The 24,548-nt window shown below is 66.0% G+C and carries 22 protein-coding genes, 2 tRNA genes and 1 other RNA gene; 17 read left to right on the top strand and 8 right to left on the bottom strand.

Translation table 11 applies throughout. The features are described from left to right. Positions 1-142: 142 nt before the first annotated feature. A complete protein-coding gene (locus AUL28_RS03950; RefSeq protein WP_062230735.1) occupies positions 143-3,835 on the top strand; it encodes an AsmA family protein in 3,693 nt (1,230 codons plus the stop codon). A 127-nt stretch (positions 3,836-3,962) separates the two neighbouring features. On the opposite strand, the gene AUL28_RS21985 is transcribed toward AUL28_RS03950, so the two are convergent. From AUL28_RS21985 to thyX, 5 genes are all read right to left on the bottom strand, one after another. Further along, complete coding sequence (locus AUL28_RS21985; protein WP_082640235.1) at positions 3,963-4,616, bottom strand: ribbon-helix-helix domain-containing protein; 654 nt, start codon at positions 4,614-4,616, stop codon at positions 3,963-3,965. Beyond that, a complete protein-coding gene (locus AUL28_RS03940) occupies positions 4,613-4,798 on the bottom strand; it encodes a DUF4169 family protein (RefSeq protein ID WP_062230734.1) in 186 nt (61 codons plus the stop codon). The genes AUL28_RS21985 and AUL28_RS03940 overlap by 4 nt, the downstream gene beginning before the upstream one ends. A gap of 5 nt (positions 4,799-4,803) precedes the next feature. After that, complete coding sequence (locus AUL28_RS03935; RefSeq protein ID WP_062230733.1) at positions 4,804-5,400, bottom strand: SspB family protein; 597 nt, start codon at positions 5,398-5,400, stop codon at positions 4,804-4,806. Positions 5,401-5,452: 52 nt separating this feature from the next. Then, positions 5,453-5,820, bottom strand: a transfer-messenger RNA (tmRNA) gene (gene ssrA, locus AUL28_RS03930). A 270-nt stretch (positions 5,821-6,090) separates the two neighbouring features. After that, a complete protein-coding gene (thyX, locus tag AUL28_RS03925) occupies positions 6,091-7,032 on the bottom strand; it encodes an FAD-dependent thymidylate synthase (RefSeq protein ID WP_062230732.1) in 942 nt (313 codons plus the stop codon). 207 nt (positions 7,033-7,239) lie between these two features. On the opposite strand from thyX, the gene AUL28_RS03920 reads away from it, so the two are divergent. The 4 genes from AUL28_RS03920 (at position 7,240) to AUL28_RS03905 (ending at position 12,074) form a co-directional block, all read left to right on the top strand. After that, positions 7,240-7,779: a dihydrofolate reductase gene (locus tag AUL28_RS03920; protein ID WP_062230731.1), complete on the top strand. Its 540-nt coding sequence runs from the start codon at positions 7,240-7,242 to the stop codon at positions 7,777-7,779. 184 nt (positions 7,780-7,963) lie between these two features. After that, positions 7,964-9,157 (top strand): FtsH protease activity modulator HflK, encoded by a 1,194-nt coding sequence (hflK, locus tag AUL28_RS03915; RefSeq protein WP_082640234.1) that lies wholly within the window; start codon positions 7,964-7,966, stop codon positions 9,155-9,157. Then, positions 9,154-10,176, top strand: coding sequence for a protease modulator HflC (hflC, locus tag AUL28_RS03910; protein WP_062230730.1), 1,023 nt, complete (start codon positions 9,154-9,156; stop codon positions 10,174-10,176). Before hflK ends, hflC begins: the two co-directional genes overlap by 4 nt. A gap of 224 nt (positions 10,177-10,400) precedes the next feature. Continuing rightward, entirely contained in the window at positions 10,401-12,074 is a 1,674-nt protein-coding gene (locus tag AUL28_RS03905) for a Do family serine endopeptidase (protein WP_058600658.1), read from the top strand. Here AUL28_RS03905 and AUL28_RS03900 read toward each other — a convergent pair whose 3' ends face one another. Continuing rightward, positions 12,075-12,635 (bottom strand): GNAT family N-acetyltransferase, encoded by a 561-nt coding sequence (locus AUL28_RS03900; RefSeq protein ID WP_062230729.1) that lies wholly within the window; start codon positions 12,633-12,635, stop codon positions 12,075-12,077. It lies immediately after the preceding gene. Then, entirely contained in the window at positions 12,635-13,516 is an 882-nt protein-coding gene (gene serB, locus AUL28_RS03895; protein WP_062230728.1) for a phosphoserine phosphatase SerB, read from the bottom strand. Before serB ends, AUL28_RS03900 begins: the two co-directional genes overlap by 1 nt. Positions 13,517-13,534: 18 nt before the next feature. Between serB and miaA the strand changes: the two genes are divergently transcribed. The 5 genes from miaA (at position 13,535) to AUL28_RS03870 (ending at position 18,698) form a co-directional block, all read left to right on the top strand. Further along, on the top strand, positions 13,535-14,464 hold the full coding sequence (miaA, locus tag AUL28_RS03890) for a tRNA (adenosine(37)-N6)-dimethylallyltransferase MiaA (protein WP_062230727.1): 930 nt from the start codon (positions 13,535-13,537) through the stop codon (positions 14,462-14,464). A 71-nt stretch (positions 14,465-14,535) separates the two neighbouring features. Next, on the top strand, positions 14,536-15,384 hold the full coding sequence (locus AUL28_RS03885) for a DUF1206 domain-containing protein (protein ID WP_062230726.1): 849 nt from the start codon (positions 14,536-14,538) through the stop codon (positions 15,382-15,384). Positions 15,385-15,588: 204 nt separating this feature from the next. Beyond that, positions 15,589-17,382 carry an acetolactate synthase 3 large subunit gene (locus AUL28_RS03880; RefSeq protein WP_062230725.1) on the top strand — a complete coding sequence of 598 codons (1,794 nt, stop codon included), beginning with the start codon at positions 15,589-15,591 and terminating at the stop codon, positions 17,380-17,382. A 62-nt stretch (positions 17,383-17,444) separates the two neighbouring features. Then, complete coding sequence (gene ilvN / locus AUL28_RS03875) at positions 17,445-18,026, top strand: acetolactate synthase small subunit (protein ID WP_019996390.1); 582 nt, start codon at positions 17,445-17,447, stop codon at positions 18,024-18,026. Positions 18,027-18,104: 78 nt separating this feature from the next. Further along, a complete protein-coding gene (locus tag AUL28_RS03870) occupies positions 18,105-18,698 on the top strand; it encodes a LysE family translocator (RefSeq protein WP_062230724.1) in 594 nt (197 codons plus the stop codon). A 43-nt stretch (positions 18,699-18,741) separates the two neighbouring features. On the opposite strand, the gene AUL28_RS03865 is transcribed toward AUL28_RS03870, so the two are convergent. Continuing rightward, positions 18,742-19,659 carry a sugar phosphate isomerase/epimerase family protein gene (locus tag AUL28_RS03865; RefSeq protein WP_062230723.1) on the bottom strand — a complete coding sequence of 306 codons (918 nt, stop codon included), beginning with the start codon at positions 19,657-19,659 and terminating at the stop codon, positions 18,742-18,744. A 191-nt stretch (positions 19,660-19,850) separates the two neighbouring features. Here AUL28_RS03865 and AUL28_RS03860 point away from each other — a divergent pair, with 191 nt between their 5' ends. The 7 genes from AUL28_RS03860 to AUL28_RS03830 all read left to right on the top strand — a co-directional run bounded on the left by AUL28_RS03860 (position 19,851) and on the right by AUL28_RS03830 (position 24,317). After that, positions 19,851-20,978 (top strand): ATP-dependent DNA helicase, encoded by a 1,128-nt coding sequence (locus AUL28_RS03860; RefSeq protein WP_058600650.1) that lies wholly within the window; start codon positions 19,851-19,853, stop codon positions 20,976-20,978. A 100-nt stretch (positions 20,979-21,078) separates the two neighbouring features. Further along, positions 21,079-21,774: a TetR/AcrR family transcriptional regulator gene (locus tag AUL28_RS03855; protein ID WP_058600649.1), complete on the top strand. Its 696-nt coding sequence runs from the start codon at positions 21,079-21,081 to the stop codon at positions 21,772-21,774. Continuing rightward, positions 21,758-22,777, top strand: coding sequence for a ketol-acid reductoisomerase (ilvC, locus tag AUL28_RS03850; protein WP_062230722.1), 1,020 nt, complete (start codon positions 21,758-21,760; stop codon positions 22,775-22,777). Before AUL28_RS03855 ends, ilvC begins: the two co-directional genes overlap by 17 nt. Positions 22,778-22,967: 190 nt before the next feature. Beyond that, the gene (locus tag AUL28_RS03845) at positions 22,968-23,387 is read left to right on the top strand and encodes a PilZ domain-containing protein (protein ID WP_058634341.1); all 420 of its coding nucleotides are present in this window, start codon (positions 22,968-22,970) and stop codon (positions 23,385-23,387) included. 127 nt (positions 23,388-23,514) lie between these two features. Next, positions 23,515-23,590: transfer RNA gene (locus AUL28_RS03840), tRNA-Lys, on the top strand. A 139-nt stretch (positions 23,591-23,729) separates the two neighbouring features. Beyond that, positions 23,730-23,805 (top strand) — tRNA-Lys (locus tag AUL28_RS03835). Between the two features lie 209 nt (positions 23,806-24,014). Then, positions 24,015-24,317: a YkgJ family cysteine cluster protein gene (locus tag AUL28_RS03830; RefSeq protein ID WP_156419879.1), complete on the top strand. Its 303-nt coding sequence runs from the start codon at positions 24,015-24,017 to the stop codon at positions 24,315-24,317. The last annotated feature ends 231 nt before the right edge of the window (positions 24,318-24,548 follow it).

Genomic DNA, 24,548 nt, shown 5'->3' with positions numbered 1-24,548 from the left:
CTTGTGGAGAGAGAGGGGCTTCCACAGCGCGATCTTAACCGCCGCGCGCCAAGCCGCATGACCGGCGAGCGGCAAAACTGTTAGGATTTCTGAAAGCTAGGGCCAGCGGCCCGAATGATTCGACACAAAGGGACCTGCGGGCTTGCGGCTGTTCATCATCCTTGGCGGCGTCTTGATCGCATGTCTTCTGGCGCTCTGGGTCGGCCCGCGCTTCGTGGACTGGACAACCTATCGCTCGGCCTTCGAGACGGAAACCTCGCGCCTGCTCGGCCAGCCGGTCGAAGTGCGCGGCGCGGTGTCGGCGCGGCTTTTGCCCTTCCCCTCCATTGCCTTCAACGACGTGGTGGTGGGGGATGCCGGCGATCCGATCCTGACGCTGAGTGCGTTTCGGATGGACGCCGAGTTGGCGCCCTTCTTGTCTGGCGAGGTCCGCATCTTCAACACGGAGATGGACCGGCCCAATTTGTCGCTTGATATCGACAAGGCCGGACAGGTTCGCTGGCCCGTCGCCGCCTCGCAGCTTCCCGCCAATCTGCCGGTGGTCTTCGAAAAAGTGCGGATCGCCGGCGGCTCCGTTGCTCTGACCGATCAACGGGTGGATCGGCGGATTCAACTGAGCGACATCGACGCCGATCTCTCGGCCCGCTCGCTGCTCGGCCCGATCACGGGCGCGGGCACGCTGCGTCTCGACGGCCGGCTCCTGCGCGTCAGCCTCTCCACCGGGGTTGCGCCCGGCGACGGGACGCTGCCTCTGCGCGTCACCGCCGAATCCGACGCGCCGAGCCTGTCGGTCAGCCTGTCGGGGACCGCATCCCGCGTGCCGGGCAAGCCCATGCTGGACGGGACGATGACGTTCCGCACGCCTTTGGCCGTGCAGAAGGAGCGGGCGGCGGGGCAGGGCGAGACCGGGAGCGCGCCCACGCCCCCGATCCAGATGCAGGCGGGTTTCACGCTGTCGCCGCAACTCGTCGCTCTGTCCGATCTGCGCGCCTCGGTCGGGGCGGCGGAAGCGCCCTATCTCGTCACCGGCGCGGCGAGCCTGAATTTCGGACCCATTCCGCATTTCGACATCGATCTGTCCGGGCAGGAAGTCGATCTTGACCGCCTCGCGCCCGCCGACAGCACGAGCGGCACGGTCCCGAGCCTGTCGGAGCGAATCGCCGGCATTCGTGAAGCGCTGGCGCGCCTTCCCGCCAGCCCCTTGCCCGGCCGGCTGCGCCTGTCGCTGCCGATCGTGACGATCGGGGACACGTCGATCCGCGAAGTCAGCTTTGCCGGCTCGCCCTCGCAGGAGGGCTGGTCGATCGACAAGCTGAGCGGCGAGTTTCCCGGCCGCACCCTGGTGGAAGCATCCGGCCTCGCCGATCTTAGCGCCAAGCCGGGCTTTCGCGGCTCGCTTCTGGTGGCGGCGCGCCAGCCGGCGAGCTTCTTCGGCTGGGCCGGGCTGGGCGGCATCCCCGCGCTGGCGAAGCTCGATCAAGCCGGCCTCCAGGCCAAGGTAAATCTGACCGCGAGCGAACAAAACCTCGACGATCTCGAACTCAATCTCGGCGGCCAGACGCTGCGCGGCGCGATCGACCGCACGGTGCGCCCGGAAGGCGTCACAACCAATGCGGAGCTGCGCGGCGGTGCGGTGGATCTCGAACCGCTGCTGGCGCTGGCCCGGCTTCGCCCGCAGCCGGCGCGCGGTGTTCCCGAGCGCATCGAGCTGCAATGGGCCGCCGGCCCGATGCGCTACGCTGGCGTGGTGGCGGATCATGTCGAGGCGGATATGGCGCTCTCGGGTGACGCTCTTGATATCGGCTCCTTCGACGCGGACGGGTTGGCCAGGGCCGATCTTCATGTGGAAGGCACGGTCGCGAACCTTTCCAGCGCGCCGGTGCCCGATCTCAGCCTCGATGTTTCGGCCGATGAGCCGGCCCGCTTCCTCGCCTTCCTGCGCGCGCGCCTGCCGGACAGCCCGCTTCTGCAACTGGCCGACGCGCGAGCGGCTTCGCTCGGGCCTCTGTCTCTAAGCGGGACCGTCTCACCCACCGCAATCGCGGGCCGCACCGATCTTGTGGCCGAGCTTGCGGGCACAGCGGCGGGAACCGATCTCACCGTGCGGCTGGCGCTCGAAAACGGTCTGGCCGCCGCCTGGAAGGACGGCCGCTTCGGATTGGAGATGGGGCTGCGCAACGAAAAGCCGGTGGAGCTTCTCGGCCAGCTCGGCATCTCCGCGCTCGACCTCGGCGCGCCCGGTCCCTTGTCGGTGCGCCTCACCAGTTCCGGCAATCCTGGCGAGGGCGCGGCGGTGTCGCTGAGCGGCGAAGCGCCCGGCAGCCGCATGGCGTTGGAGGGGACGGCGGCGCTCTCGCCGGCCGGGCTTCGCTCGCTCGACGGCCGCCTGACCCTCAGCAGTGACGACGCAGCGCTTTGGCTGACGACGCTCGGCATCGCAGCCGGCCAGCGGCTCGAGGCGCTGCCGGTGGAAGGCGGGGCGCAGCTTCGCTGGTTCGGCCCTGACTGGGTGGTGAGCGATGTTCGAGGGCAGGTGAACGGACAGCCTGTCGAGGGGCAATTGTCCGCCGCCGGCGGCAGCGACATGATCGGCCGTCTGAAGCTCGACCATCTCTCGCTGGACTGGCTGCAGACCATCCTCACCGGCATCGTTCCCGAGGGGGAGGGCGTGGGAGCGCGCGCCTTCGCCGCGCCGCTTCTGCCGCAGCGGCCCCTCCGCCTGTCTCTGGAAGCCGGCGCGCTGGATGGGGCGCCGATTGAGATGACCAATATCAGCGCGCAGTTGAACAGTTCCGCGACCGAGCTGTCCGTGCCGACCTTCGCTGCCAAGATCGGCGAGGGGCGACTGGAAGGGCGCGGCCGATTCAGCAATGTCGGCGGTCTGGTCGGTACGGAGTGGACGCTCGATATCGAAGGCCGTCCGGTCCGGCTCGGGGAGGGCGAGAATGCCATCCTCTCAGGTGTTCTCGGCGGTCGGTTGAGTTTCAAGGCGGGCGGCCAGAGTTTCGATGCGCTGAGGCTTTCCATGGATGGAACCGGGGAGGCGACTCTGACGGATGCGAAGATTTCGGCGGTTGCTCCGAGCCTCATGGGTTCGGTGCTGGAGGAAGCCGGCAAGCCGGGCTTCTCGGCGACATCGGACGCTGTGATGCGTCTCGTCGACGCCGCTCAGCGCGGCCAGAGCCTGACTGCAAGTTCGATCACGGCTCCGCTGCGCCTTGCCAATGGCGCCTTGCAGATCGGCCCGATCCGTCTGGACGCAGCCGGAGAGGTCTTGTCCGGGGAGGCCCGCATCGGCCTCGCCGACCGCGCTCTGTCCGGTCGATTCGAACTGGCGCTGCCCAAGCCCGAGGAGGAGGACGTGGTGGACGCGCCCGATCCCGCCCTGATCTACGATCTGTCGGGCACGCTCGCCGCGCCGCGCCGGGCGATGGGTGTCGAGCCGCTGACCAGCTATCTCGCCTCGCGCGCCTATCAGCTGGAGCAGGCGCGCGTGCGGAGCTTGGAGGAGGCGCTGCGGGAAACCGTTCGTCTGCGCCGGGAAACGCGCTTCTACGAGGCGCGCGAGAAGACCCGTCAAACCCTTCGCGACGCCCGCATCAAAGCCGAAGAGGACGCGCGCCGAGCCGAGACCGAGCAGCGCGAACGCGAGGCGGCAGAGGCGGAACGGCGGCGCGCCGAGGAGGCGGCCGCGCGTCCTCAACCTGCGCCGCAGCGCTCAGTCCCCGCGCCGGCCGCGCTCGAACTCGAAGCCCCGCCCGTCGCCGTGCCGCCGCCGCAGCCGAGTGAAGGCTTCCGCAATCTGCCGGGCGTCGAGCCGCTTCAGCGGTTCTAAAGGCGCGCTTGGATGGTCGGACGAGCTTGCACCAAAAACTTGGGAGCCGCTTCGGCCGTGTGAGGGATGGTTCTCGTGGGCGCTGTGAGCGCCGCAGAGCCCCCGCCAAGGCGGCAGGCCGCTCTCGCTACGGAGACGAGCCACCATCTGGCCGATGGCACGCAAGGCCGATCTTGTGGCCGTCGCGGTCGCGGAAATACGCGCCGTAATAGTTCGGGTGATAATGCGGCCGCAGGCCCGGCGCGCCTTCGTCGCGGCCGCCGAGCGCCAACGCCAGCGCGTGAACACGGTCCACAAGGGCATGGCTGCCGAGGTTGAAGGCGATCATCGTTCCGTTGCCAATGGATGCGGGAGCGCCATTCTCCGGCCGGCCGATCAGGAAAAGCGGGCGATCGGCGTCGGCCGGCTGCCATCCCGCCCAGCCGCGCTCGCCATCTTCGAAGCGGAAGCGCAGGCCCATCTCGCGCGCGACCGCGGCCCAGAAGCGCAGCGAGCGCTCGAAATCATCCGTGCCGAGATAGACATGCGACAGAATCACGTGGGACGTGTCGCCGCGCCCCGCGGGCGTCTGCGCTTTTCGCAACGACTCCTGGAGAACATGCAGGCGGATGGCGGAGGAGAGATTGGTCTCGGGCAGGCGCTCGCTGTCGATGCGCGCCACAAGCTCGGCGACGGCGCATCCCGCCATGTTCGCAAGGCGGTTCAACTCGGCCCAGAACGGCGCTTCGACGCTGATCGATGTCCGATGGCCTCGGATCGAAAGCGAATGCTTCTCGATCATGGGGCCGGTGGATCGCGAAGCGCCCCGTCAAGCTGACGCTCCATGCGCTCTTTTTCGATCGCCTCGCGTTCCCGCTCGGCCTTGCTGCGGCCGTGGCGGCTGCGGTTCTCGGCGGCCTTGCATTCGGCCGCCGCCCGCTCGGACCGTTTGCGGGCCATCCGAAGATTGACGACCTCGCCCATCTCGCTCAGGGCTTCTTGCGGAAGGCGTCCAGAGACACGACCTCGGCGCTCTTCTCGGCCGGCTTGTCTTCGGCCTTCTCGGCGTCCTTGCTCGGCTCGCTGGGGCTCTTGGCCGCCGTCTCCTTGCGCGCAGCCGCAGCGGGCTTGGCAGGCGCGGCAACCGCCACAGGGGCAGGGGCCGTCGCAACAGGGGCGAGCGCGGTCGGAGCCGGGCTGTCCTCGGTCTGCGAATTGGCCGCGTCCATATCGCGGACGTCGAATTCGAGTTCGAAGTTCACAGCCGGATCGTAGAAGCCGCGAATCGCGCTGAAGGGAATCAGCAGACGCTCGGGGATATCGGAGAAGGACAGGCCGACCTCGAAGGAGGTGTCTGTCACCGACAGGTCCCAATACTGATGCTGGATGACGATGGTCATCAGCTCGGGATATTTCTCACGCAGCCGGGACGAGATGCGAACACCCGGAGCGGAGGTGAGGAAGGTGATGAAGAAATGATGATCGCCGGGCAGACCGGTCTTGACGACCTCGCCCAATACCTTGCGGATGACGCCGCGCAGAGCGTCCTGCGCCAGAACATCGTAACGGATAAGATCCTGACCCATTCGGTCGTCCTGAACTCGCAGACATGGCAGCCGGGCTGGCGCCGTATAAAAAGGTGGAGGCTTCTGTTGCCAGGCGCCTCCGAGCCCCGCCTAGAAGTGCGAACCACTAGGGCTTGATTCGAAGTTATCGCACCGCATTACGCGGCGAGACGGACTTCCGCATAGTTGTCGTTGGCAACTACTTTTACAGCCCGATGACGGTGGTACCATGCCGAGCAAAAGTCCGATTTTTACGCCCTCGTCGATCCTATTTCGCCCCCGCCTCAACCCACGGCACGACGATCGCCGGGGTGGGTTCAGGTGGAGGCGCCGGGTACCGCCCCCGGGTCCGAAAGGTTTATTACATCGGCCGTTTATTGCCATAGCCGGATCAAGTCCGGCTCCGCGAATATAGGCACTCGCGGCATTGGTGAAAAGGCCCCGACATCAGAACATGCAATCTCTGCGTAAGATTACGCCGTTTCCCTGAGGCCGGCTGGGCTCATCCGCGTCCCATCGCGCGATGCAGCGCGTGAACCCGCTCCGCCAGATCGGGAAAGAGGCCGTCCATCTCGATTGAGGAACCAACCTCGCGAATCGGTCAGGGCCGCAGCCGTCACGAAGGTAATCGAAGAGGCGGCCCTAGCCGGCGAAGTGATCCGACCCAAACACAAAAGGAGCCGAGGGTCTTCGGCTCCTTTCCAATGCGTCTTACGTCGTGGCGGTTTCGGGCAGACCGAGCACCGCGCAAAGCTCGCCCCATTCGCGCTTGGTCAGCCCGCTCGACACCTGATCCAGCGTCTCGCCCGCGATCATGCGGCGCACGGCCTGGATCGCGGTCGCGGACAGCTGCGCCGCGCCGAAGCGATGCTCCATGAAGGCTTCGTGCGTGATCGGCACCCAACGCTTCAGGAGGTCGATCATCACATCGGCATAGGCGCGAATTTCATATTGCGCGTGCGGGTCGGCCCGCAGGCGCAGGAAGCTCATAAAATTGTGGAGGTCCGCCTTCCAGTACCATTGGGTATAGAAGTTGAGCGAAAGGTTCATGCGGGCCAACTCGCGCGCCAGACCCTTGCGGCTTTCATCCTCGCCGCCTTCGTTCAGCATGAAGGCGTAATCGTCATAGGCGCGGCCGGCGTCCTGACGCAGCATGTCGAGAACGGCTGCCGCTTCTTCGCCCTCCAAAATCTCACCGCGACCCTGACGGTTGGAGGCCGATTGCGCGGCCAGATGCTCGGGTGCGGGAATGTAGAATTCACGGTCCAGCACCGAATAGCGCGCCGAATATTCGTTGACGCTCGCCATGCGATGGCGAATCCACTGGCGCGCGACAAAGATCGGCAGTTTCACATGCAGCTTGATTTCGGCCATCTCGAAAGGCGTCGTGTGCCAATGGCGCAGGAGATAGTTGATCAAGCCGCGATCTTCCGACACGCGCTTGGTGCCGCGCCCATAGGACACGCGGGCCGCCTGCACCACGGCGTCGTCATTGCCCATATAGTCGATGACGCGCACGAAGCCGTGGTCGAGCACCGGGATGGGTTGATAGAGAACCTCTTCGAGCCCCTCGGACACGGGGCGGATGGTGCTGGAGCGCGTCGAGCGCAGGAGCTCGATCTCCGCGATCTGCTCGCTGGTGAACTGGCTCAAGGGATCGGTCTCCTGTTGCGACCGGACAGCCTCGGTCCGGCCCCGCTCGGCCGCTGGCCGATATCTGTGATGGTTTCTTTTATGTTGCTGATGTCCTTTCGATTTCGCTAATTTCTATATGGATGCGGTCGCTAGGGGTTCGACGCTGCCGCTTCCTTCTCTTCTCGCCCCGCCTACTTCTGGTTTCGCAAACCGGAAGCACCCTTCATGTATGAGCCTGACCGTCCGCCCCGCCTCGTCGCCGTCGTCGCCATGGCGCGCAACCGTGTGATCGGGGCGAAGGGGGGGATGCCCTGGACGCTGCCGAGCGATCTCCGGCATTTTCGCGAACTGACGCTCGGCCGGCCCATGATCATGGGTCGCAAGACCTTCGAGGCGATCGGCAAGGCGCTGGACGGGCGTGACACGATCGTCCTGTCGCGTGGCCCTGAGATCGAGGGGGCCGATGTCCTGACGGTGGCGGACGCGGAAACGGCTCTGAAGGCGGCGCGCATGATGGCGGCCTCGCGCGGATCGAACGAAATCGTGATTGCGGGGGGAGGCGAGATCTATCAACACTTTCTCGGCCAGATCGACCTGATCGAGCTGACGCGCGTCGAGGCCGATCCGGCGGGCGACACGTTCTTTCCCGATTTCGAGAACGAAGGGTTCGAGCGGCGCAGCGAGCGGACTCCGCCGCAAAATCCGAGGGATAGCGCGCCCATGCGCTTCGAGACCTGGGAACGCACGGACGCGCCACCGAGGTGATGCCACGGTGCGTCGAAGCGCCCGCAAGGCGCGTTGCCGCGCGCTAACCATGCGCGCCTTCGCCGGGCCGAAACGGCGGCCCGCGCGTTGAAAGCGGTTTTTCGAGTTCCTATAAGCATTTCGACGAGTTTCTCGCGTCGCGGCGACGTATCGCCCGCGACCGGACCTGAGTGGAAGGATCTACATGCCCTGGAGCAATCAGACGGGGAAAGGGGGCGGTGGCGGCGGCCCATGGGGCCAGGGGCCGCAAGGACCGCGGCCCGGCGGCAACAACTCGCCTGATCTCGAGGATATTCTGCGCCGTGGGCAGGACCGATTGCGCCGAGCGATGCCCGGGGGCGGGTCCGGGTCCGGCGGTTCGGGCGGTGGCCTGGCCCTGGGCGGCCTCGCGGTCGCCGGCCTTGCCGTGGTCTGGCTTCTGAACGCGGTCTATACCGTGCAGCCGGACGAGGTCGGCGTCGAGCTTCTGTTCGGCAAGCCGCGCGCCGAACTCTCCGAGCCCGGCCTGCATGTGATGATGTGGCCTTTCGAGACGGTCGAAACCGTTCCGATCGTGGAAAACCAGATCACCATCGGCAGCGGCCAGCGGGGCGGCGATTCCTCCGGCCTCATGCTGTCGGGCGACCAGAACATCGTGGATGTCCAGTTCGCCGTTCTCTATTCCGTCGAGAACCCCGTCGCTTATCTGTTCAACGTGCAGGACCCGCAGGGCGTTCTGCGGCAGGTCGCCGAAAGCGCCATGCGCGAAGTCGTCGGCCGTCGCCCGGTCGAGGACGTGTTCCGCAACGACCGCGCCGGCATTGCCGAGCAGGTTCGCCAGATCACGCAGGCGACGCTCAATAGCTACAATGCGGGTCTGACGGTCAACGCGATTTCCATCGAAGAAGCCGCGCCGCCGCCCGAAGTCGCCGATGCGTTCGAGGAGGTGCAGCGCGCCGAGCAGAACGAGTCGCAGTTCATCGAAGAAGCGCGCCTGTATCGCAACGAGCAGCTCGGCCGCGCCCAGGGCGAAGCCGTGCAGATCCGCGAGGACGCAGCCGCCTACAAGAACCGCGTCGTGCAGGAAGCGCAGGGCGAGGCGCAACGCTTCACCTCCATTCTGACCGCCTACGAGCGCGCGCCGGAGATTATCCGCGAGCGTCTGTATCTGGAGACGATGGAATCGGTTCTGGCCAATTCCAACAAGGTGATCATGGATGGTCAAACCTCGGGCGGCCAGGGCGTCGTGCCCTACCTGCCGCTCGGCGAGTTGCAGCAGCGACCCACCCCCAACGCTGCGCCTCAGCCGACCTCGGCTGCGCCCGCCGCGTCCAACGTCACCCGTTCACAATTGACGGGTGCCGCCGCGTCCACGCCTGCGCAGGGGAATAGCCGATGAGCAACCGTTTCTACGGCGTTCTCATTGCGATCGCCCTTGTTCTCTTCGTTCTCTGGAATTCGGTCTTCATCGTTCGCGAGGGCGAGCAGGCCGTGGTCACGCGCTTCGGCGAAATCCAGCGCGTCGTCACGCAGCCCGGCCTGAACTTCAAGATGCCGTTCAGCTTCGCCGGGGCGGATACGATTCAGATGCTGCCCAACCGCCTTCTGCGGCTGGACCTCAACGACAAGCGCGTTCAGGTCGCGGGCGGCGCTTTCTATCAGGTGGATGCGTTCCTCGTGTACCGCATTTCGGATGCGGCCGTGTTCCGCCGCACCCTGTCGGGCTCGATCGCCCAGGCGGAGCAGCGTCTGAGCACGCGCTTCGACGCGGCCATCCGCCGGGTCTACGGCTTGCGGGACTTCCAGTCCGCGCTGTCGGAAGAGCGTCTGCAGATGATGGTCGAGGTTCGCGACCAGATTCGCCCCGATGCGGCTTCGCTGGGCCTCGATCTAGTGGATGTGCGCATCCGCCGCACCGACCTGACGCAGGAGGTCTCGCAACAGACCTATGCCCGTATGCGGGCCGAGCGTCTGGCCGAGGCCGAGCGCGTGCGCGCCCGTGGCCGCGTTTCGGCACGGGAGATCCGCGCCGGCGTCGATCGTGAGGTCACGGAACTGGTGGCCGGCGCGCGGCGCGATGCCACCATCCTTCAGGGTGAGGGCGAGGCCGAGCGCAACACCATCTCAGCCAATGCCTATCAGGCGAACCCGGAATTCTTCGAATTCTACCGCTCGCTCCAGGCGTATCGCGAGGCCATGGCCAAGGGCGGCACGACCATGGTGCTGTCGCCCGACACCGAGTTCTTCCGCTACTTCAACTCGGGCGACGTGAAGGGCGACCTGTCGTCCCGGCCGCTGGCATCGACCAACTCGGCGCCTCCGCCCGGTGCGCCGGCCAGCCCGGCACCAACCAACCCGGCACCGGCCGCACCCGCGCCTGCAGCGCCGCCACCGGCCCCGGCCGCACCGGCCAACTGATCCGGTCCATTCCCCTGCCGCCCGCGTCCGAAAGGAGCGGGCGGTTTCGTTTTGGCCGTGTGATCGGGCAGAGACCGGGGGATGGCGCGCGCCCCTTCTTGATTCGGTCGCTTTTATCCGCTGGACTCGTTTCCGGCCGAATCCCGTATGCCGCGTGCTTTGGCCTTTGATCCCTCGCCCATGCGCGGCGAGGGCGTTTGGCTGCAACGGCACCGGATCGCTTGATGACCGCAACACATCCCCGCCGCCCGTATCGGCGCCTTCGCGCATTCGCCGTCCTTCTCTCGACGGTCGCGATCTCGCCGCTGCCGGCCTTTGCGCAAGGGGTGATCGCGCCGCCATCCGAAGGCCAGCCCATCGCGCCCCAGCCACCGGCCGCCGGCACGCTGAATCCGGATGCGGCGGGCGTGCCGCCGACGCCGAACGCCGCCCAGCCCCGTGCGCAGGGGCCGGCTTCCGTCGCCGATCTCGCCGAGCGGCTTCTGGGCGCGGTCGTCAATATCTCGACGTCTCAGACCGTCGATCGCGGCACGGCGGATGACGAAGACGACGAAGACGGCGATGGCGATGGCAACAATGGTGAGGACGCGCCGGCCGCGCCTGCGGTGCCGAAGCTGAACGCTCCGGACGGATCGCCGCTTCAGAAGTTCTTCGACGATCTCCTGCAGGGCGACAGCAAGGACGGGACGCGAAAGGTCCAGTCGCTCGGCTCGGGCTTCGTGATCGACCCCTCGGGCATCATCGTCACCAACAATCACGTCATCGCCGACGCGGACGAGATCACCGTCAATTTCGCGGATGGCAAGCAGCTCGACGCCAAGATCGTCGGCGTGGATACCAAGACCGACATCGCCGTGTTGAAGGTGGAGCCGGAGGCGCCGCTCGCCGCCGTGCCCTTCGGCGACAGCGAGCAGGTGCGCATCGGCGATTGGGTCATGGCGATCGGCAATCCGTTCGGCCTCGGCGGATCGGTGACGGTCGGCATCGTTTCGGCGCGCGGGCGCAACATCAATGCCGGCCCCTATGACAATTTTATCCAGACGGACGCCGCCATCAATCGCGGCAATTCGGGCGGCCCGCTCTTCGACATGTATGGCCGTGTGATCGGCATCAACACGGCGATCATCTCGCCGACCGGCGGCTCCATCGGCATCGGCTTCGCCATTCCCGCCGTCCTGGCGCAGAATGTCGTGGCGCAGCTGCGCGATTTCGGCGAAACGCGCCGAGGCTGGCTGGGGCTGCGCCTCCAAGAGGTGAGCGAGGAGATCGCCGAAAGCCTTGGCCTGCCGAGCGCGGCGGGTGCGCTGGTGATGGGCGTCGTGCCACAGGGGCCGTCCGACACCGGCAAGATCGAGATCGGCGATGTGATCCGCAAGTTCGACGGCAAGCCCGTCGCGACCTCGCGTGATCTCCCGCGCATGGTGGCCGAATCGCCGGTCGGCAAGGTCGTAAAGCTGGAAATCCTGCGTAAGCAGAGCCTCGACGCGCCGGCCGTGCCGGTCGAGGTCGAGGTGACGCTCGGCCGGCTTGAGGACGGCGAGGCGGCCGACAACCAGACCGATCAGGGCGAGGACGCGCCCGATGAGGACGTCGTGACCGAAGGCCCGCTGCTGGGCCTCTCGTTCACCGATCTCAGCGACGAGTCGCGCAAGCAGTTCGACCTCCCGGCCGAGGCGCAAGGCGCGGTGATCTCGGCGGTCGAGCCCAACTCGGCCTCGGCCGACAAGGGGCTGGAATCGGGCATGACCGTGCGTGAGATCGGCCAGGAGAAGGTCGCCAATGGCGAAGAGGCCCGCGAAAAGCTCGCCAAGGCCAAGGCGGACGGGCGCAAGAACGCGTTGCTGCTCGTCGCCGACAAGGCGGGCGATCTGCGCCTCGTCGTGGTGCCGATCGACTGATCAGCGGCCCGTTATCATCTGCCACTCGCTTCGCCGCAGCCCGTAGAGGCTGTGGCGGACGAGATGCGGGTGGCTGCGCGGCACGCGCGGATGATCAAAACTGCGGCGGAAGCTCATGCCGATCCGCTGCATCACCGCTTCGGACGCGCGGTTCTCCACCACGCATTGCGAGACGATGTCGGGCAAGGCCAATCTGTCGAAGCCGAAGGCGAGACAGGCGCGCGCGCCTTCCGAGGCGAGACCCTGACCTTGGGCCTCGGGCAGGAGACGCCAGCCTATCTGAACGCTCGGCGCGAAATCGAACACGGGTTCGGTGACAGGCGACAAGCCGATCACGCCGACAACGCGCCGATCCGTCAGGCGCACCGCCGCCAGAAAGCCCATACCGTCCGCTTCCAGATCGGCATTCCAGCGATCCATGGTGGCGTCCGCTTCCGCCTCGGTCATGCGCATCGGAAAGAAGCGCATGACGGCGGGGTCGTGATTCAGGCGATGGAAGACCGGCCGATCGCTTTCGATCCAGCGCCGAAGAACCAGGCGCTCGGTGCGCAGCCCGTCCATCAGGAACGGAATTCGCTCGCGCGGTAGCCCTGGATGAAAAGAAGCGCGGTCAGATCGCCATGGTCGATGCGGAAGGGGGCTTGCGCCGCCACCGTCGGCTTGGCGTGAATCGCGACGCCCGTGCCGGCCGCCAGGATCATCGGCAGATCGTTGGCCCCGTCGCCGACCGCGATGGCGTCGGCCGGGGTGAGGCCGAGCCCGGCGGAAATTGCGCGCAGGGCCTCGAGCTTGGCTTCGGCGCCGAGGATCGGCTCGGCCACCGTGCCGTCCAGCCGATCATCCGCAATGTTCAGGATATTGGCGCGGTTCTCGGCAAAGCCCAGCTGGCTAGCGATGACGGAGGTGAAGGCCGTGAAGCCGCCCGAGACCAGCGCGGTATGCGCGCCGTGGGCGTTCATCGTGGCGACGAGTTCGCGCCCGCCGGGGGCGAGCGTGATGTGGCTCTCGATGACCTCGCCGATTGTGGAAACCGGCAGGTCACGCAGGAGGCCCACGCGCTCGCGCAGCGCCGGCTCGAAGGCGATCTCGCCGTTCATGGCGCGCGCGGTGATGGCGGCGACCTGATCCTTGATACCGATCGCGGAGGCCAGTTCGTCGATGCATTCCTGCTGGATCATGGTGGAGTCCATGTCGGCCAGGAGAATCCGCTTGCGCCGCCCGGCGACCTCCTGCACCACGCAGTCCACAGCCTCGTCCAGCGCCAGCCGCTTCAGCCGCTCGATCGTGGCAGCGGAGGGCTTTTCGGATGTCACGAGATCGCAGGCGATATCAGGCTCCAGCCAAGTGATCTCCGCTTCGCCGATCTCGTCGGCGGCGGCATTCACGAGGGTGCGCGAAACGCGGGGGTCTTGCCGCGACGACAGAAGGGTGACGACATACATGGGAAGCAGGGCCTGACGATGGAACAGCCGGAGGCGATCCTGATAGCGGGGCCGACCGCGAGCGGCAAGTCGGCGCTGGCGGTGGCGCTCGCGCGCCGCGTCGGGGGCACCGTCGTCAATGCCGATTCCATGCAGGTCTATGACGGTTTGCGCATCCTGAGCGCGCGCCCGGCCGTTGATGAGATGGGCGGCGTCGAGCACCGGCTCTACGGCCATGTGCCGCCGGATGCGCCCTATTCGGCCGGGGTCTGGCTGCGCGAGGTGGAAGCGCTTCTGCCGGAGCTTCGCGCGCGCGGGCAGGTTCCCGTCTTCTGCGGCGGCACGGGGCTTTATTTCAAGGCGCTGCTCGGGGGCTTCGACGATCTACCCGAAATTCCCTCCACCATCCGCGAGCGTTGGCGCGCCCGCATGGCGCAGGAGGGGCCGGCGGCTCTGCACCGCGTGTTGACGGGGCTCGACCCCGAGGCCGCCGCGCGCCTTCGCCCGAGCGATCCGCAGCGCATCCTGCGCGCGCTGGAACTGTTCGAGACGACGGGCGCGCCGCTCGCTCAGCTGCAACGCGGCGCGGGGGCTGGGTTGGTGAAGGGAGCGAAGGCGCTGAAACTCGTGCTGACGCCGGACCGCGCGCTGTTGCGCGAGCGCATCGCCCGGCGCTTCGACGCCATGTTGGCGGAGGGCGCGGCGGAAGAGGCCGAGGCCTTTTCCGCCCGGCCGGGCGCGGCGACGGGTCTGGCGGCCAACGCCATCGGCGTTGGGGAACTCGCCCGGATGCGCGCGGGCGAGTTGACACAGAGCGAAGCGCGCGACCTCTCCGTCACCCGCACGCGCCAATATGCCAAGCGGCAGGAGACGTGGTTCCGCCACCAGTTCGACGAGACCTGGCTGCGCTTTGCCGACCCCGCCGAGGCGCTGGCAGCGCTGGAGGCGAGACTACCCGGCCTGGCTTGAGGGCGACGCGCCAAGGGCTGGAACCGTCAGCATTCCCTATCGTTTCGGTGGGCTTGCAGGGGGAGCGCGCCATGTCGACCACGCCCATCGGTATCAGCGATCATCGCGACGCCATCGAAAAGGGCGCGCGGCTCGGCTATCTCGCGCGCGCCGCCGTCTTCATCACCATCGGCTATTTCGCCTTTCGCACGGCCTTTGCCGGCGGCACGACGCTGAGCGAAGAGGAGGCGATCTCGCGGATCGTCGGCTCGCCCTTCGGCGGGGTGATGCTGGTGCTTCTCGTGGTCGCTTTGCCATGCTTCGCGCTGTGGCGTTTCGTGCAGGCCGTGTTCGATGCGGATGGCTACGGCACAGGGGCCAAGGGCGTTTTCGTGCGCATCGGCCGTTTCGTGTCGGGCCTCGCCTATGTGTTTCTGGCGCTCTATGCCGCCTCGCTTCTGTTCGGCGTATCGGTCGGCGGTGGGCAGGGCGGATCGGATGTTCTCAACCGCTGGGGCGCGATCCTCGGGCCTTGGTTCACGCTGCCGGCGGGGCTGGTCATGCTGGGTGTGGCGGGTTCGCAGCTGAAGAAGGCCTGGGACGGCAGCTTCCTGCGCTTTCTCTCGCTGCCTCCGGCTCATGCGCGGTGGATGATCGCGATCTGCCGTTTCGGCCTTGCGGCGCGGGGGATGGTGTTCGCGGCGATCGCCGTCCTGTTCTTCACGGGGGCCTCGCGCTGGACACCGGATCATACGCCTGGGCTGGAAGATGCGCTGAGTGAGATCGGTTCCTGGCCCTATGGCTGGGTGCTCCTGTCGGCCACGGGCCTCGGGCTTGTCGCCTTCGGGGCCTACGCGCTGCTGCTCTCGCTCTACGGGCGCATCCGCTCGCCCGATCTCGACCCGAGCGAGGTTATCCGAAAGGCGCGCTCGGGCGCTTGACGGGAGGGGGATCGAGGGATAACGTCCCGCACCATGTCGAAGAAGATCATTCTCCTCGTAAGTAGGCGCACACGCGAGACGGTTTAGAAACCGTCCGGCTGATGCCACGTGTGCGCAACCCAAGGCCCCTCGGAGGGCCTTTTTTATTGCCTGAGATTCCCCCGCATTAGCGCCGACCGGCACGAAGAAGACGAAGGCCGCACCATGAACGACTTGATGATGGAGACGGGCACCCGCAAGATGACGGGCGCCCAGATGGTGGTTCAAGCCATGAAGGATCATGGCGTCGAGCATCTGTTCGGCTATCCCGGCGGCGCGGTTCTTCCGATCTACGACGTCCTGTTTCAGCAGAGCGCGGTCAAGCATATCCTGGTTCGGCACGAGCAGGGCGCGGGCCATGCGGCCGAAGGCTATGCCCGCTCCACCGGCAAGCCGGGCGTCATGCTCGTCACCTCCGGCCCGGGCGCGACCAATGCCGTCACGCCGCTGCAGGACGCGCTGATGGATTCCATCCCGCTGGTCTGCATCACGGGGCAGGTCCCGACCACGCTGATCGGCTCCGACGCCTTTCAGGAGTGTGACACGGTCGGCATCACGCGCCCCTGCACCAAGCACAATTGGCTGGTGAAGAATGTCGAGGATCTGGCTGAGATCCTGCACGAGGCCTTCCATGTTGCGACCTCCGGCCGGCCCGGCCCGGTTGTCGTCGATATCCCGAAGGACGTCCAGTTCGCGACCGGCACCTATACGCCGCCGAACCTCTCGCGCGCCTTGCAGCGCTATCAGCCCAAGCGCGAGGCCGAGCGCGGCCGCATCCAGGCGGCGGTCGAGCTGATGCGCTCGGCCAAGCGCCCGGTCTTCTACACAGGCGGCGGCGTCATCAATTCCGGCCCGCGCGCCTCGCAACTCCTGCGCGAGATCGTCGGCCTGACCGGCTTCCCGATCACCTCCACGCTGATGGGCCTCGGGGCCTATCCGGCGTCGGGCGAGAAATGGCTGGGCATGCTGGGGATGCACGGCACCTACGAGGCCAATCTGGCGATGCACGAGTGCGACGTCATGATCTGCGTCGGCGCGCGTTTCGACGACCGCATCACCGGCCGGCTGGACGCCTTCTCGCCGGGCTCCAAGAAGATCCATATCGATATCGACCCGTCCTCCATCAACAAGAACGTCCGCGTCGATCTGCCGATCATCGGCGATGTCGCCAACGTTCTGGAGGCGATGGTCTCGATCTGGCGCGACACCGGGGCGAAGGCCGACGAGGCTGCACTCGCCGACTGGAACGCGAAGATCGCTCGCTGGAAGGCGCGCAACTGCTTGGCCTATCGCCAGGAAGGCGACATCATCCTGCCGCAGCACGCGATCAAGCGGCTCTATGAGAAGACCAAGGACCGCAAGACCTTCATCACCACGGAGGTCGGCCAGCATCAGATGTGGGCTGCGCAGTTCTACGGCTTCGAAGAGCCGAACCGCTGGATGACCTCCGGGGGCCTCGGCACGATGGGCTACGGCCTGCCGGCGGCGGTCGGCGTCCAGATCGCGCATCCGGACGCGCTGGTCATCGACATCGCGGGCGACGCCTCGATCCAGATGATGACGCAGGAGCTCTCGACCGCCGTTCAGCACGGCGCGCCGGTCAAGGTCTTCATCCTGAACAACCAGTATATGGGCATGGTCCGCCAGTGGCAGCAGCTGCTGCATGGCAACCGCCTGTCCAACTCCTATTCGGAAGCGATGCCGGACTTCGTGAAGCTGGCCGAAGCCTATGGCGGCGTCGGCATCCGCACGGAGAAGGCGGGCGATCTGGATGCGGCGATCGACGAGATGATCGCGGTCGATCGGCCTGTCATCTTTGACTGCTGCGTCGCCAATCTGGAAAACTGCTTTCCGATGATCCCGAGCGGTAAGGCGCATAACGAAATCCTGCTTCCCGACGAGGCAAGCGACGAGGCGGTGGCGAACGCGATCGACGCCAAGGGCAAGGCGCTGGTCTGACCCGGCCGGGCGGGGCATAACCCCGCTCAGGCCCTCCGCTTCCTCATCGAAAGACTGATGTCATGAACCTACCCGTCCAGCCGCCGGCCTCCGCTTACTTCATTACCGACGAGAAGCCCTCGGTCGAATCGCGCACCCTGTCGATCGTGGTCGACAACGAGCCGGGCGTGCTCGCGCGCGTCATCGGCCTGTTTTCGGGGCGCGGCTACAATATCGAAAGCCTGACCGTCTCCGAGACCGACCACAACAAGCACCTGTCGCGCATCACCGTGGTCACGCGCGGCGCGCCGCCCGTCATCGAGCAGCTCAAGAGCCAGCTCGACCGCATCGTTCCGGTTCACCGCGTGGTGGACCTCACCAAGACCGCCATGGGCCTGGGCGACGACGGCCCGATTGAGCGCGAGCTGGCGCTGGTGAAGGTGGCCGGCAAGGGCGACGACCGTGTGGAGGCGCTGCGCCTCTCCGACGTGTTCCGCGCCAAGGTCGTGGACTCCACGACCGATCATTTCGTCTTCGAGATCACCGGCAAGGGCTCGAAGATCGAGAAGTTCATTCAGATCATGGCGCCGCTCGGCCTCGTCGAGGTCTGCCGCACGGGCGTCGCCGCCATGGCGCGCGGCCGCGATGCGGCCCACGAGAGCTGATGATTTTCGACCGATCCCTTTTCGGCGTCTGACGCCGCCCCATCCGGGCGGCGCGATGGCGCGCGCCCGGAACTTCCCATGCCGTTCGATCTGTTTCTCGGACTTCTCGTCTACGCCTTCGTTTCCTCGGTCACGCCGGGGCCGAACAATATGATGCTGATGGCATCGGGCGTGAATTTCGGCTTTCGTCGCACGATCCCGCATATGCTGGGCATCGCCATCGGCTTTTTCGTGCTGCTTCTGTCGGTGGGCTTTGGCCTTGGCGCGCTGCTTCACGCCGTCCCCGCGCTCCAGACGGCGCTGAAGGCCGTGAGCCTCGCCTACATGCTCTGGCTGGCCTGGAAGATCGCGACCTCGGGCGCGATGGGCGAGGCGCGCGCGAGCGGCCAGCCTTTGACCTTCGGGCAGGCGGCGGCGTTTCAATGGGTCAATCCGAAGGCCTGGGCCATGGCTCTGGTCGCCATGGGGGCCTATACGCAGGTCGAAACGCCCGTTCTGTCGGTGGTTCTCGTCGGCACGGCCTTCGCGCTGGTGAACCTGCCGAGCGTTTCGGTCTGGGCCGGCTTCGGCGTGGCCCTGCGCGGTTTCCTGTCGGAGCCCAAGCGTCTGCGCATCTTCAACATCGTCATGGGCCTCGCGCTCGTCGCCTCGATCTGGCCCATGCTGCGCTGATCCCGGCCGAGCCCACCGAGGGCTCGGCCGAAACATCGCTTGGTCAGGCGGCCTGCGCGCGGGTGTTGACGAGATCGGCCAGCTTGCGGGCGCGCTCTAGGCAGGCGGGCTGCTCGGCGGCGAAGCGCTCGGCACCGATCTCCATGATGAGGGTCGTGTCGGGCAGGAAGGTCAGTTCGGAGAAGATGTCCTCCCAGGCGATGTCGCCCCAGCCGAGCGGCAGGTGAAGATCGCCGATGCCGAGCGCCGTCGCTTCGGCGCGGTGGTAGAAGGTCTTCATCGTGTAGGGCAGGCCGAAACTGTCATGCACATGAAGATGGCCCGCCACCTCGGCCATGGCGCGAAGCTCCTGGCGGAAGTCGAGGCCCTTGAAGCTCGATTCGATATAGGCGTGGCTGAAATCGATCAGCGCGGCGAGATGGCTGTGTCCGACAGCGCGCACGGTGGCCGCCACTTCGCTCGGCGTCTGGCGATACTGGCCGGGCAGGGTGGTGAAGATGTTTTCCAGAACGATGCGCGTGCCGTAGCCCTTCGCGACCTCGGCCATCTCGTGCAGCGCCTCGCGCTCCATCTGATCGAGATCCCCGGCGCTTTCGCCCTCGCTCAGCTGGGCCGCGCCGCAATGGTGCACCAGCACGCCCGCGCCCAGCCGGTCGCAGAGTTCGAGCATGGTGCGCACGACGCGCTTCTGCAGATGCAGGTTCTCGCGGTCCATGAAATTGGACACGATCTGCCCGTGCAGCGAGAGTTTGCGGAACGAATACTGGCTGGCGATGGCGGAGACGCGCTGGAGCCGCTCCTCGATGCTGCGCCCGCCCGCGATGATCTCCTCGCCATAGATGCCGATCTCGCAAGCGTCCGCGCCCGTGTCGGCAACGGCGCGCAGGGAGGCGTCGAGCGTGGACAGGTCGCCCGGTCCGGTGTGATTGCAGAAGCCGACGGCGGAAATGATGCCGGACATGGGATGATCCTTCGGGTCGCACGCTGTGAAAGGCCGGCGGGTATGAACCCCATCATTGGGGTCTGCCACCCCGCCGGCGGCGCTCGTGCTCATAGTTCGCTTGCGTGACGGTTTTACAATCCGTTTCGATCTTCGAAGGAACATAACGAGACCGCTTGGCAAAAGGCGCGAATTCTGCGACCCCTCCGCCCATGAAGTTTTCTCCGCAGCAGGACGAGGCGCTGACGCGGGTGGCCGACTGGCTCAAGCGTGGCGACCAGCCGATCTTCCGCCTGTTCGGCTATGCCGGCACGGGCAAGACGACGCTCGCGCGTCACTTCGCCGAAGGCGTGGAGGGCGGCGTGCAGTTCGCCGCCTTCACCGGCAAGGCGGCGCAGGTGCTGCGCTCCAAGGGCGCGAAATCGGCCAAGACGCTCCATTCGCTGATCTATCGCCCGCGCGGCGAGGAAGCGCTGGAAGACGAATCGACGGGCACCGCCCGCGTGTCCCCGACCTTCTCGCTGAACCGCCAGAGCCCCGTCGCCAAGGCCAAGCTCGTGGTGGTGGACGAGTGCTCCATGGTGGACGAGGCGCTGGGGCGCGATCTCCTGTCCTTCGGCACGCCGATTCTGGTGCTGGGCGATCCCGGCCAGTTGCCGCCCGTGTCGGGCGGTGGCTTCTTCACCGAGGCCGAGCCGGACTTCCTGCTCACCGAGATTCACCGCCAGGCGCGCGACAACCCGATTCTGGAACTGGCGCTCGACGCGCGCGAGGGCCGCGAACTGAAATGGGGCGACTATGGCGCGGCTCGCGTCATCACCAAGCGCGAGGTGGACCGGGACGAGGTGCTTAGCGCCGATCAGGTTCTGGTCGGCACCAACAGGACGCGGCGGCTCTACAACAACCGCCTGCGCGAGTTGAAAGGCTTCACCGGCGCGCTGCCGCAATCGGGCGACAAGCTGGTCTGTCTCAGGAACGACCCGGCCAAGGGCCTTCTCAACGGCTCGCTCTGGCAGGTGATGACGGCCTCACCCGAGACCACCAAGCCCGGCACCAATCTTCTCGTGAAGCCCGACGATGACGACATCGACAAGGGCATGGCCAAGATCAAGCTGTTGAAGCAGGTCTTCGAAGATCCCACCGCCGAGGTCGCTTGGGCCTTGAAGCGGCGCTACGACGATTTCGACTATGGCTATGCCCTGACCGTCCATAAGGCGCAGGGCTCGCAATGGGACGATGTCATGCTCTTCGACGAGAGCTGGGCCTTCAAGGATTCGCGCGAGCGCTGGCTCTACACCGCCATCACCCGCGCCGCGGAGCGGCTGACCATCGTGAAATAGTGCGGGAGGGGCTCTGCCCCTCTTGCCTCCGCGGGCGGGCTTGTGTAGTGCGAACCGTAACGTACGGTACGTGTTCTGCGGCCGGCCAGAGCGAGTGGCGATGAGTGCGATCCTGCCCATGGACGAGGCCCTGAGCGAGCGCCAGAAGGCGGTTCTCGACGCGGCCCTGTCGCTTCTGGTGGAGGATGGCGACAAGCTGACCATGACGGCCGTCGCGCGGCGCGCCAGCTGCTCCAAGGAAACGCTCTACAAATGGTTCGGCGGCCGCGACGGTCTCCTGACCGCGACGGTGCAATGGCAGGCCGCGAAGGTGAGGGCGCTGCCCGCCCGGCGCGAGACCCTTTGCCCCGAATCGCTGGTGCAGGGGCTGGAGCAGTTCGCCTCGGACTGGCTGCGGGTCATCGCCAGCCGCACCTCGATCGCGCTCAATCGCGTGGCGGTGGGGCAGGCGGGAACCGACAAGCACGATCTCGGGCTGATCGTTCTGGAGAACGGCCCGGTTGCGCTGCGCGCGCGGCTGCGCCCCTTCCTGGAACTCGCCAGCGAAGCGGGCCTCCTTCAGTTCGAGACGGCGGACGAAGCCTTCGGCACGTTCTTCGGCCTCGTCGTGCGCGATCTTCAGATTCGCCTTCTCTTGGGCGATCGCACCCCCATCACTGATGCGGAGATCGACCGGGACGCCCGGCGCGCGACGCAGCAGTTTCTGTCCCTGCACGGAGCACATTCAACGGCTCCGGCAACGGCCCCGGCCGCATCCAACAACGAGAGAGGAAACGTCCATGCGCGTGTATTATGATCGCGATGCCGATCTGAACCTGATCAAGTCCAAGAACGTCGCGATCGTCGGCTACGGCAGCCAGGGCCGCGCCCACGCGCTGAACCTGAAGGACTCGGGCGCCACGAACGTCGCGATCGCGCTCAAGGCCGGCTCGCCCACGATCAACAAGGCCGAGGCCGACGGCTTCAAGGTCATGACGGTGGCCGAGGCCGCCAAGTGGGCCGACCTCCTGATGATGGCGACCCCGGACGAACTCCAGGCCGACATCTACAAGGCCGACATCGAGGGCAATATCCGCGACGGCGCGGCGATTGCCTTCGCTCACGGCCTCAACGTTCATTTCGGTCTGATCGAGCCCAAGAAGAGCGTCGACGTCGTCATGATCGCGCCCAAGGGCCCGGGCCACACGGTGCGCGGCGAGTACCAGAAGGGCGGCGGCGTGCCCTGCCTCGTGGCCGTCCATCAGGACGCTTCGGGCAATGCGCTCGACCTCGCGCTCTCCTATGCTTGCGGCGTCGGTGGCGGCCGTTCGGGCATCATCGAGACCAATTTCAAGGAAGAGTGCGAAACCGACCTGTTCGGCGAGCAGGTCGTTCTCTGCGGCGGTCTGGTCGAGCTGATCCGCGCCGGCTTCGAGACGCTGGTCGAGGGCGGCTACGCCCCCGAGATGGCCTATTTCGAGTGCCTCCACGAAGTGAAGCTCATCGTCGACCTCATCTACGAGGGCGGCATCGCCAACATGAACTACTCGATCTCGAACACGGCGGAGTGGGGCGAGTACGTCACCGGCCCGCGCATCATCACGGACGAGACCAAGGCCGAGATGAAGCGTGTCCTCAAGGACATCCAGACCGGCAAGTTCACCTCCGACTGGATGCAGGAGTATCGTTCCGGCGCCGCCCGCTTCAAGGGCATCCGCCGCGTCAACGACTCGCACCAGATCGAGGAAGTCGGCGCCAAGCTGCGCGGTATGATGCCCTGGATCGCCAAGAACCAGCTGGTCGACAAGGCCCGCAACTAAGCCTCGTCTTCTCCTAGGTCGCACCCCGTTTCGTCGGGGTGCGGTTCGTCATGATGAGCCCGCCGGATGCCTCAGCGCGCCGGCGGGCTTTTCCGTTGCGTTAAGCACGGCAAGTCGAACTACTGGATTCAGAGTCCGAAAACGATTCAGCTGTTAGAACATGTCAACGATTGGGTCATGAGGCACGACCATGGCGGTGGCAGAGCTGAACTCGGACGGAAGCGAGCGCCGAGTCGCGCCTCGCACGCGCATCTTCAAGCGTGCGCAAATCCTCTTCAACAATCGCTACTCGACGGTCGACTGCATCGTTCGCAACATATCGGCGACGGGCGCGCTGCTGACCATCGATACGGCCGTGCCGCTGCCCCGTCAGTTCGAGTTCCGAATCGGGGAGGAGGACCTTCGTCCGGCTAAGCTGGTGTATCGCCGCGAGCTGTTTGCTGGCATCCACTTCCTCGACGCGCAACAGGATGTCGAAGACGAAATCGCCGTGACCTCGGCCGCCCGCGCCGCTGCGCAAGCCAGTGTGTCGCAGGAAACCAGCTTGCGCATTCAGGCCCGCCCGCTGCCCTATTCCATCGTCTCGCGCCTGCCCTGGAGTGCGCGATAGGAGAGGGGAGAGACCTCGAAGAAAAGCGGGTCTTCGGCAAAAAAGCGCTGGACAGGTTGGGCTCTCGTGCCTATACACCGCCTCACAGACGCCGACCGGCACTGAAGAGCGGATCACAATCTGCTTCGGGTGATTAGCTCAGTTGGTAGAGCAGCTGACTCTTAATCAGCGGGTCGTAGGTTCGATCCCTACATCACCCACCACTTATTTGGACGACAGGATGCCATGGTGTCTTGCGGGGTCGGATAAGGCGATCTGTAGGAATGACGACGTTTTGTCTCGTTCGAGCTTGGCGTGAGGTTTCTTCGAAGCCTCGCGATGACGCGAAGAGCGAGTTGGTCCGGGTGATTAGCTCAGTTGGTAGAGCAGCTGACTCTTAATCAGCGGGTCGTAGGTTCGATCCCTACATCACCCACCATTTAACGACACCGAGCAAGGCGCCTGATAGGGCGCCTTTCGTTGCAAGGCGCCTGATAGGGCGCCTTTCGTTTTTCAGGGTAGGCCCATCCGTATCGGCCTCGGCTGCTCTCAGCCCTAGACACATGGCTGGCGGTGAGTCGGCTGTCATCCTTCGGCACGGCTATGCCAAGCTGCATGGCAGGCCGTCTAAGAGGATCGCGAGGAAACATGAGTTCGATCGATCCTGCGCGTTTCGATTGTCAGAGCTGCGGCGCCTGTTGCAGCTATTCCGCCGAATGGCCGCGCTTTTCCACTGAGACCGACGAGGAACTCGACCGCATTCCGCCTGAGCTCGTGGCCGCCGACCTATCGGGAATGCGCTGCGAGAATGACCGCTGTTGTGCGTTGACGGGAAAAGTGGGGGAGGGGACGGCCTGCGGGATCTATCTCTTGCGCCCGCATGTCTGCCACACCTGCCAGCCGGGCGACGAGGAGTGCCTGATGGCCCGCGCCGCCTGGGGGCTGGCCTGAGGCCGTAACGAGCGGTGGCCGCAGGCGGGCCGGAGCCAAACATGTCTGGCAGACGGCTCTCTCTCCACACAGCCCCGGTCTTGCCCGGCGTAATCCGTGTATTCTCGCTTTTTGCGTAGGTCTTCCTTGGCGGAAAGTCTCGCCCACGCGAAAGTAAGCCGTACGTTTACGTAACTGAAACCCCTGCGGGTGGAACGATAGAGCTCGATTTCCACCTTGGGTGATGGCTGT

This window comes from Aureimonas sp. N4, assembly GCF_001463925.1.
In the GTDB taxonomy this organism is placed as follows: Bacteria; Pseudomonadota; Alphaproteobacteria; order Rhizobiales; family Rhizobiaceae; genus Aureimonas; species Aureimonas ureilytica_A.
Note: the sequence above shows the minus strand (reverse complement) of the source record. Positions and strands in the feature narration are given on the sequence as shown.

Coding starts and splice junctions, on each gene's coding strand:
- AUL28_RS03880 (WP_062230725.1), top strand. CDS start 15,589: ATGAACGACTTGATGATGGAGACGGGCACCCGCAAGATGACGGGCGCC.
- AUL28_RS03935 (WP_062230733.1), bottom strand. CDS start 5,400: ATGGGTCAGGATCTTATCCGTTACGATGTTCTGGCGCAGGACGCTCTG.
- AUL28_RS03865 (WP_062230723.1), bottom strand. CDS start 19,659: ATGTCCGGCATCATTTCCGCCGTCGGCTTCTGCAATCACACCGGACCG.
- serB (WP_062230728.1), bottom strand. CDS start 13,516: ATGTATGTCGTCACCCTTCTGTCGTCGCGGCAAGACCCCCGCGTTTCG.
- AUL28_RS21985 (WP_082640235.1), bottom strand. CDS start 4,616: ATGATCGAGAAGCATTCGCTTTCGATCCGAGGCCATCGGACATCGATC.
- AUL28_RS03845 (WP_058634341.1), top strand. CDS start 22,968: ATGGCGGTGGCAGAGCTGAACTCGGACGGAAGCGAGCGCCGAGTCGCG.
- hflK (WP_082640234.1), top strand. CDS start 7,964: ATGCCCTGGAGCAATCAGACGGGGAAAGGGGGCGGTGGCGGCGGCCCA.
- hflC (WP_062230730.1), top strand. CDS start 9,154: ATGAGCAACCGTTTCTACGGCGTTCTCATTGCGATCGCCCTTGTTCTC.
- AUL28_RS03885 (WP_062230726.1), top strand. CDS start 14,536: ATGTCGACCACGCCCATCGGTATCAGCGATCATCGCGACGCCATCGAA.
- AUL28_RS03855 (WP_058600649.1), top strand. CDS start 21,079: ATGAGTGCGATCCTGCCCATGGACGAGGCCCTGAGCGAGCGCCAGAAG.
- AUL28_RS03920 (WP_062230731.1), top strand. CDS start 7,240: ATGTATGAGCCTGACCGTCCGCCCCGCCTCGTCGCCGTCGTCGCCATG.
- AUL28_RS03900 (WP_062230729.1), bottom strand. CDS start 12,635: ATGGACGGGCTGCGCACCGAGCGCCTGGTTCTTCGGCGCTGGATCGAA.
- AUL28_RS03830 (WP_156419879.1), top strand. CDS start 24,015: ATGAGTTCGATCGATCCTGCGCGTTTCGATTGTCAGAGCTGCGGCGCC.
- AUL28_RS03905 (WP_058600658.1), top strand. CDS start 10,401: ATGACCGCAACACATCCCCGCCGCCCGTATCGGCGCCTTCGCGCATTC.
- miaA (WP_062230727.1), top strand. CDS start 13,535: ATGGAACAGCCGGAGGCGATCCTGATAGCGGGGCCGACCGCGAGCGGC.
- AUL28_RS03860 (WP_058600650.1), top strand. CDS start 19,851: ATGAAGTTTTCTCCGCAGCAGGACGAGGCGCTGACGCGGGTGGCCGAC.
- AUL28_RS03940 (WP_062230734.1), bottom strand. CDS start 4,798: ATGGGCGAGGTCGTCAATCTTCGGATGGCCCGCAAACGGTCCGAGCGG.
- ilvC (WP_062230722.1), top strand. CDS start 21,758: ATGCGCGTGTATTATGATCGCGATGCCGATCTGAACCTGATCAAGTCC.
- ilvN (WP_019996390.1), top strand. CDS start 17,445: ATGAACCTACCCGTCCAGCCGCCGGCCTCCGCTTACTTCATTACCGAC.
- AUL28_RS03870 (WP_062230724.1), top strand. CDS start 18,105: ATGCCGTTCGATCTGTTTCTCGGACTTCTCGTCTACGCCTTCGTTTCC.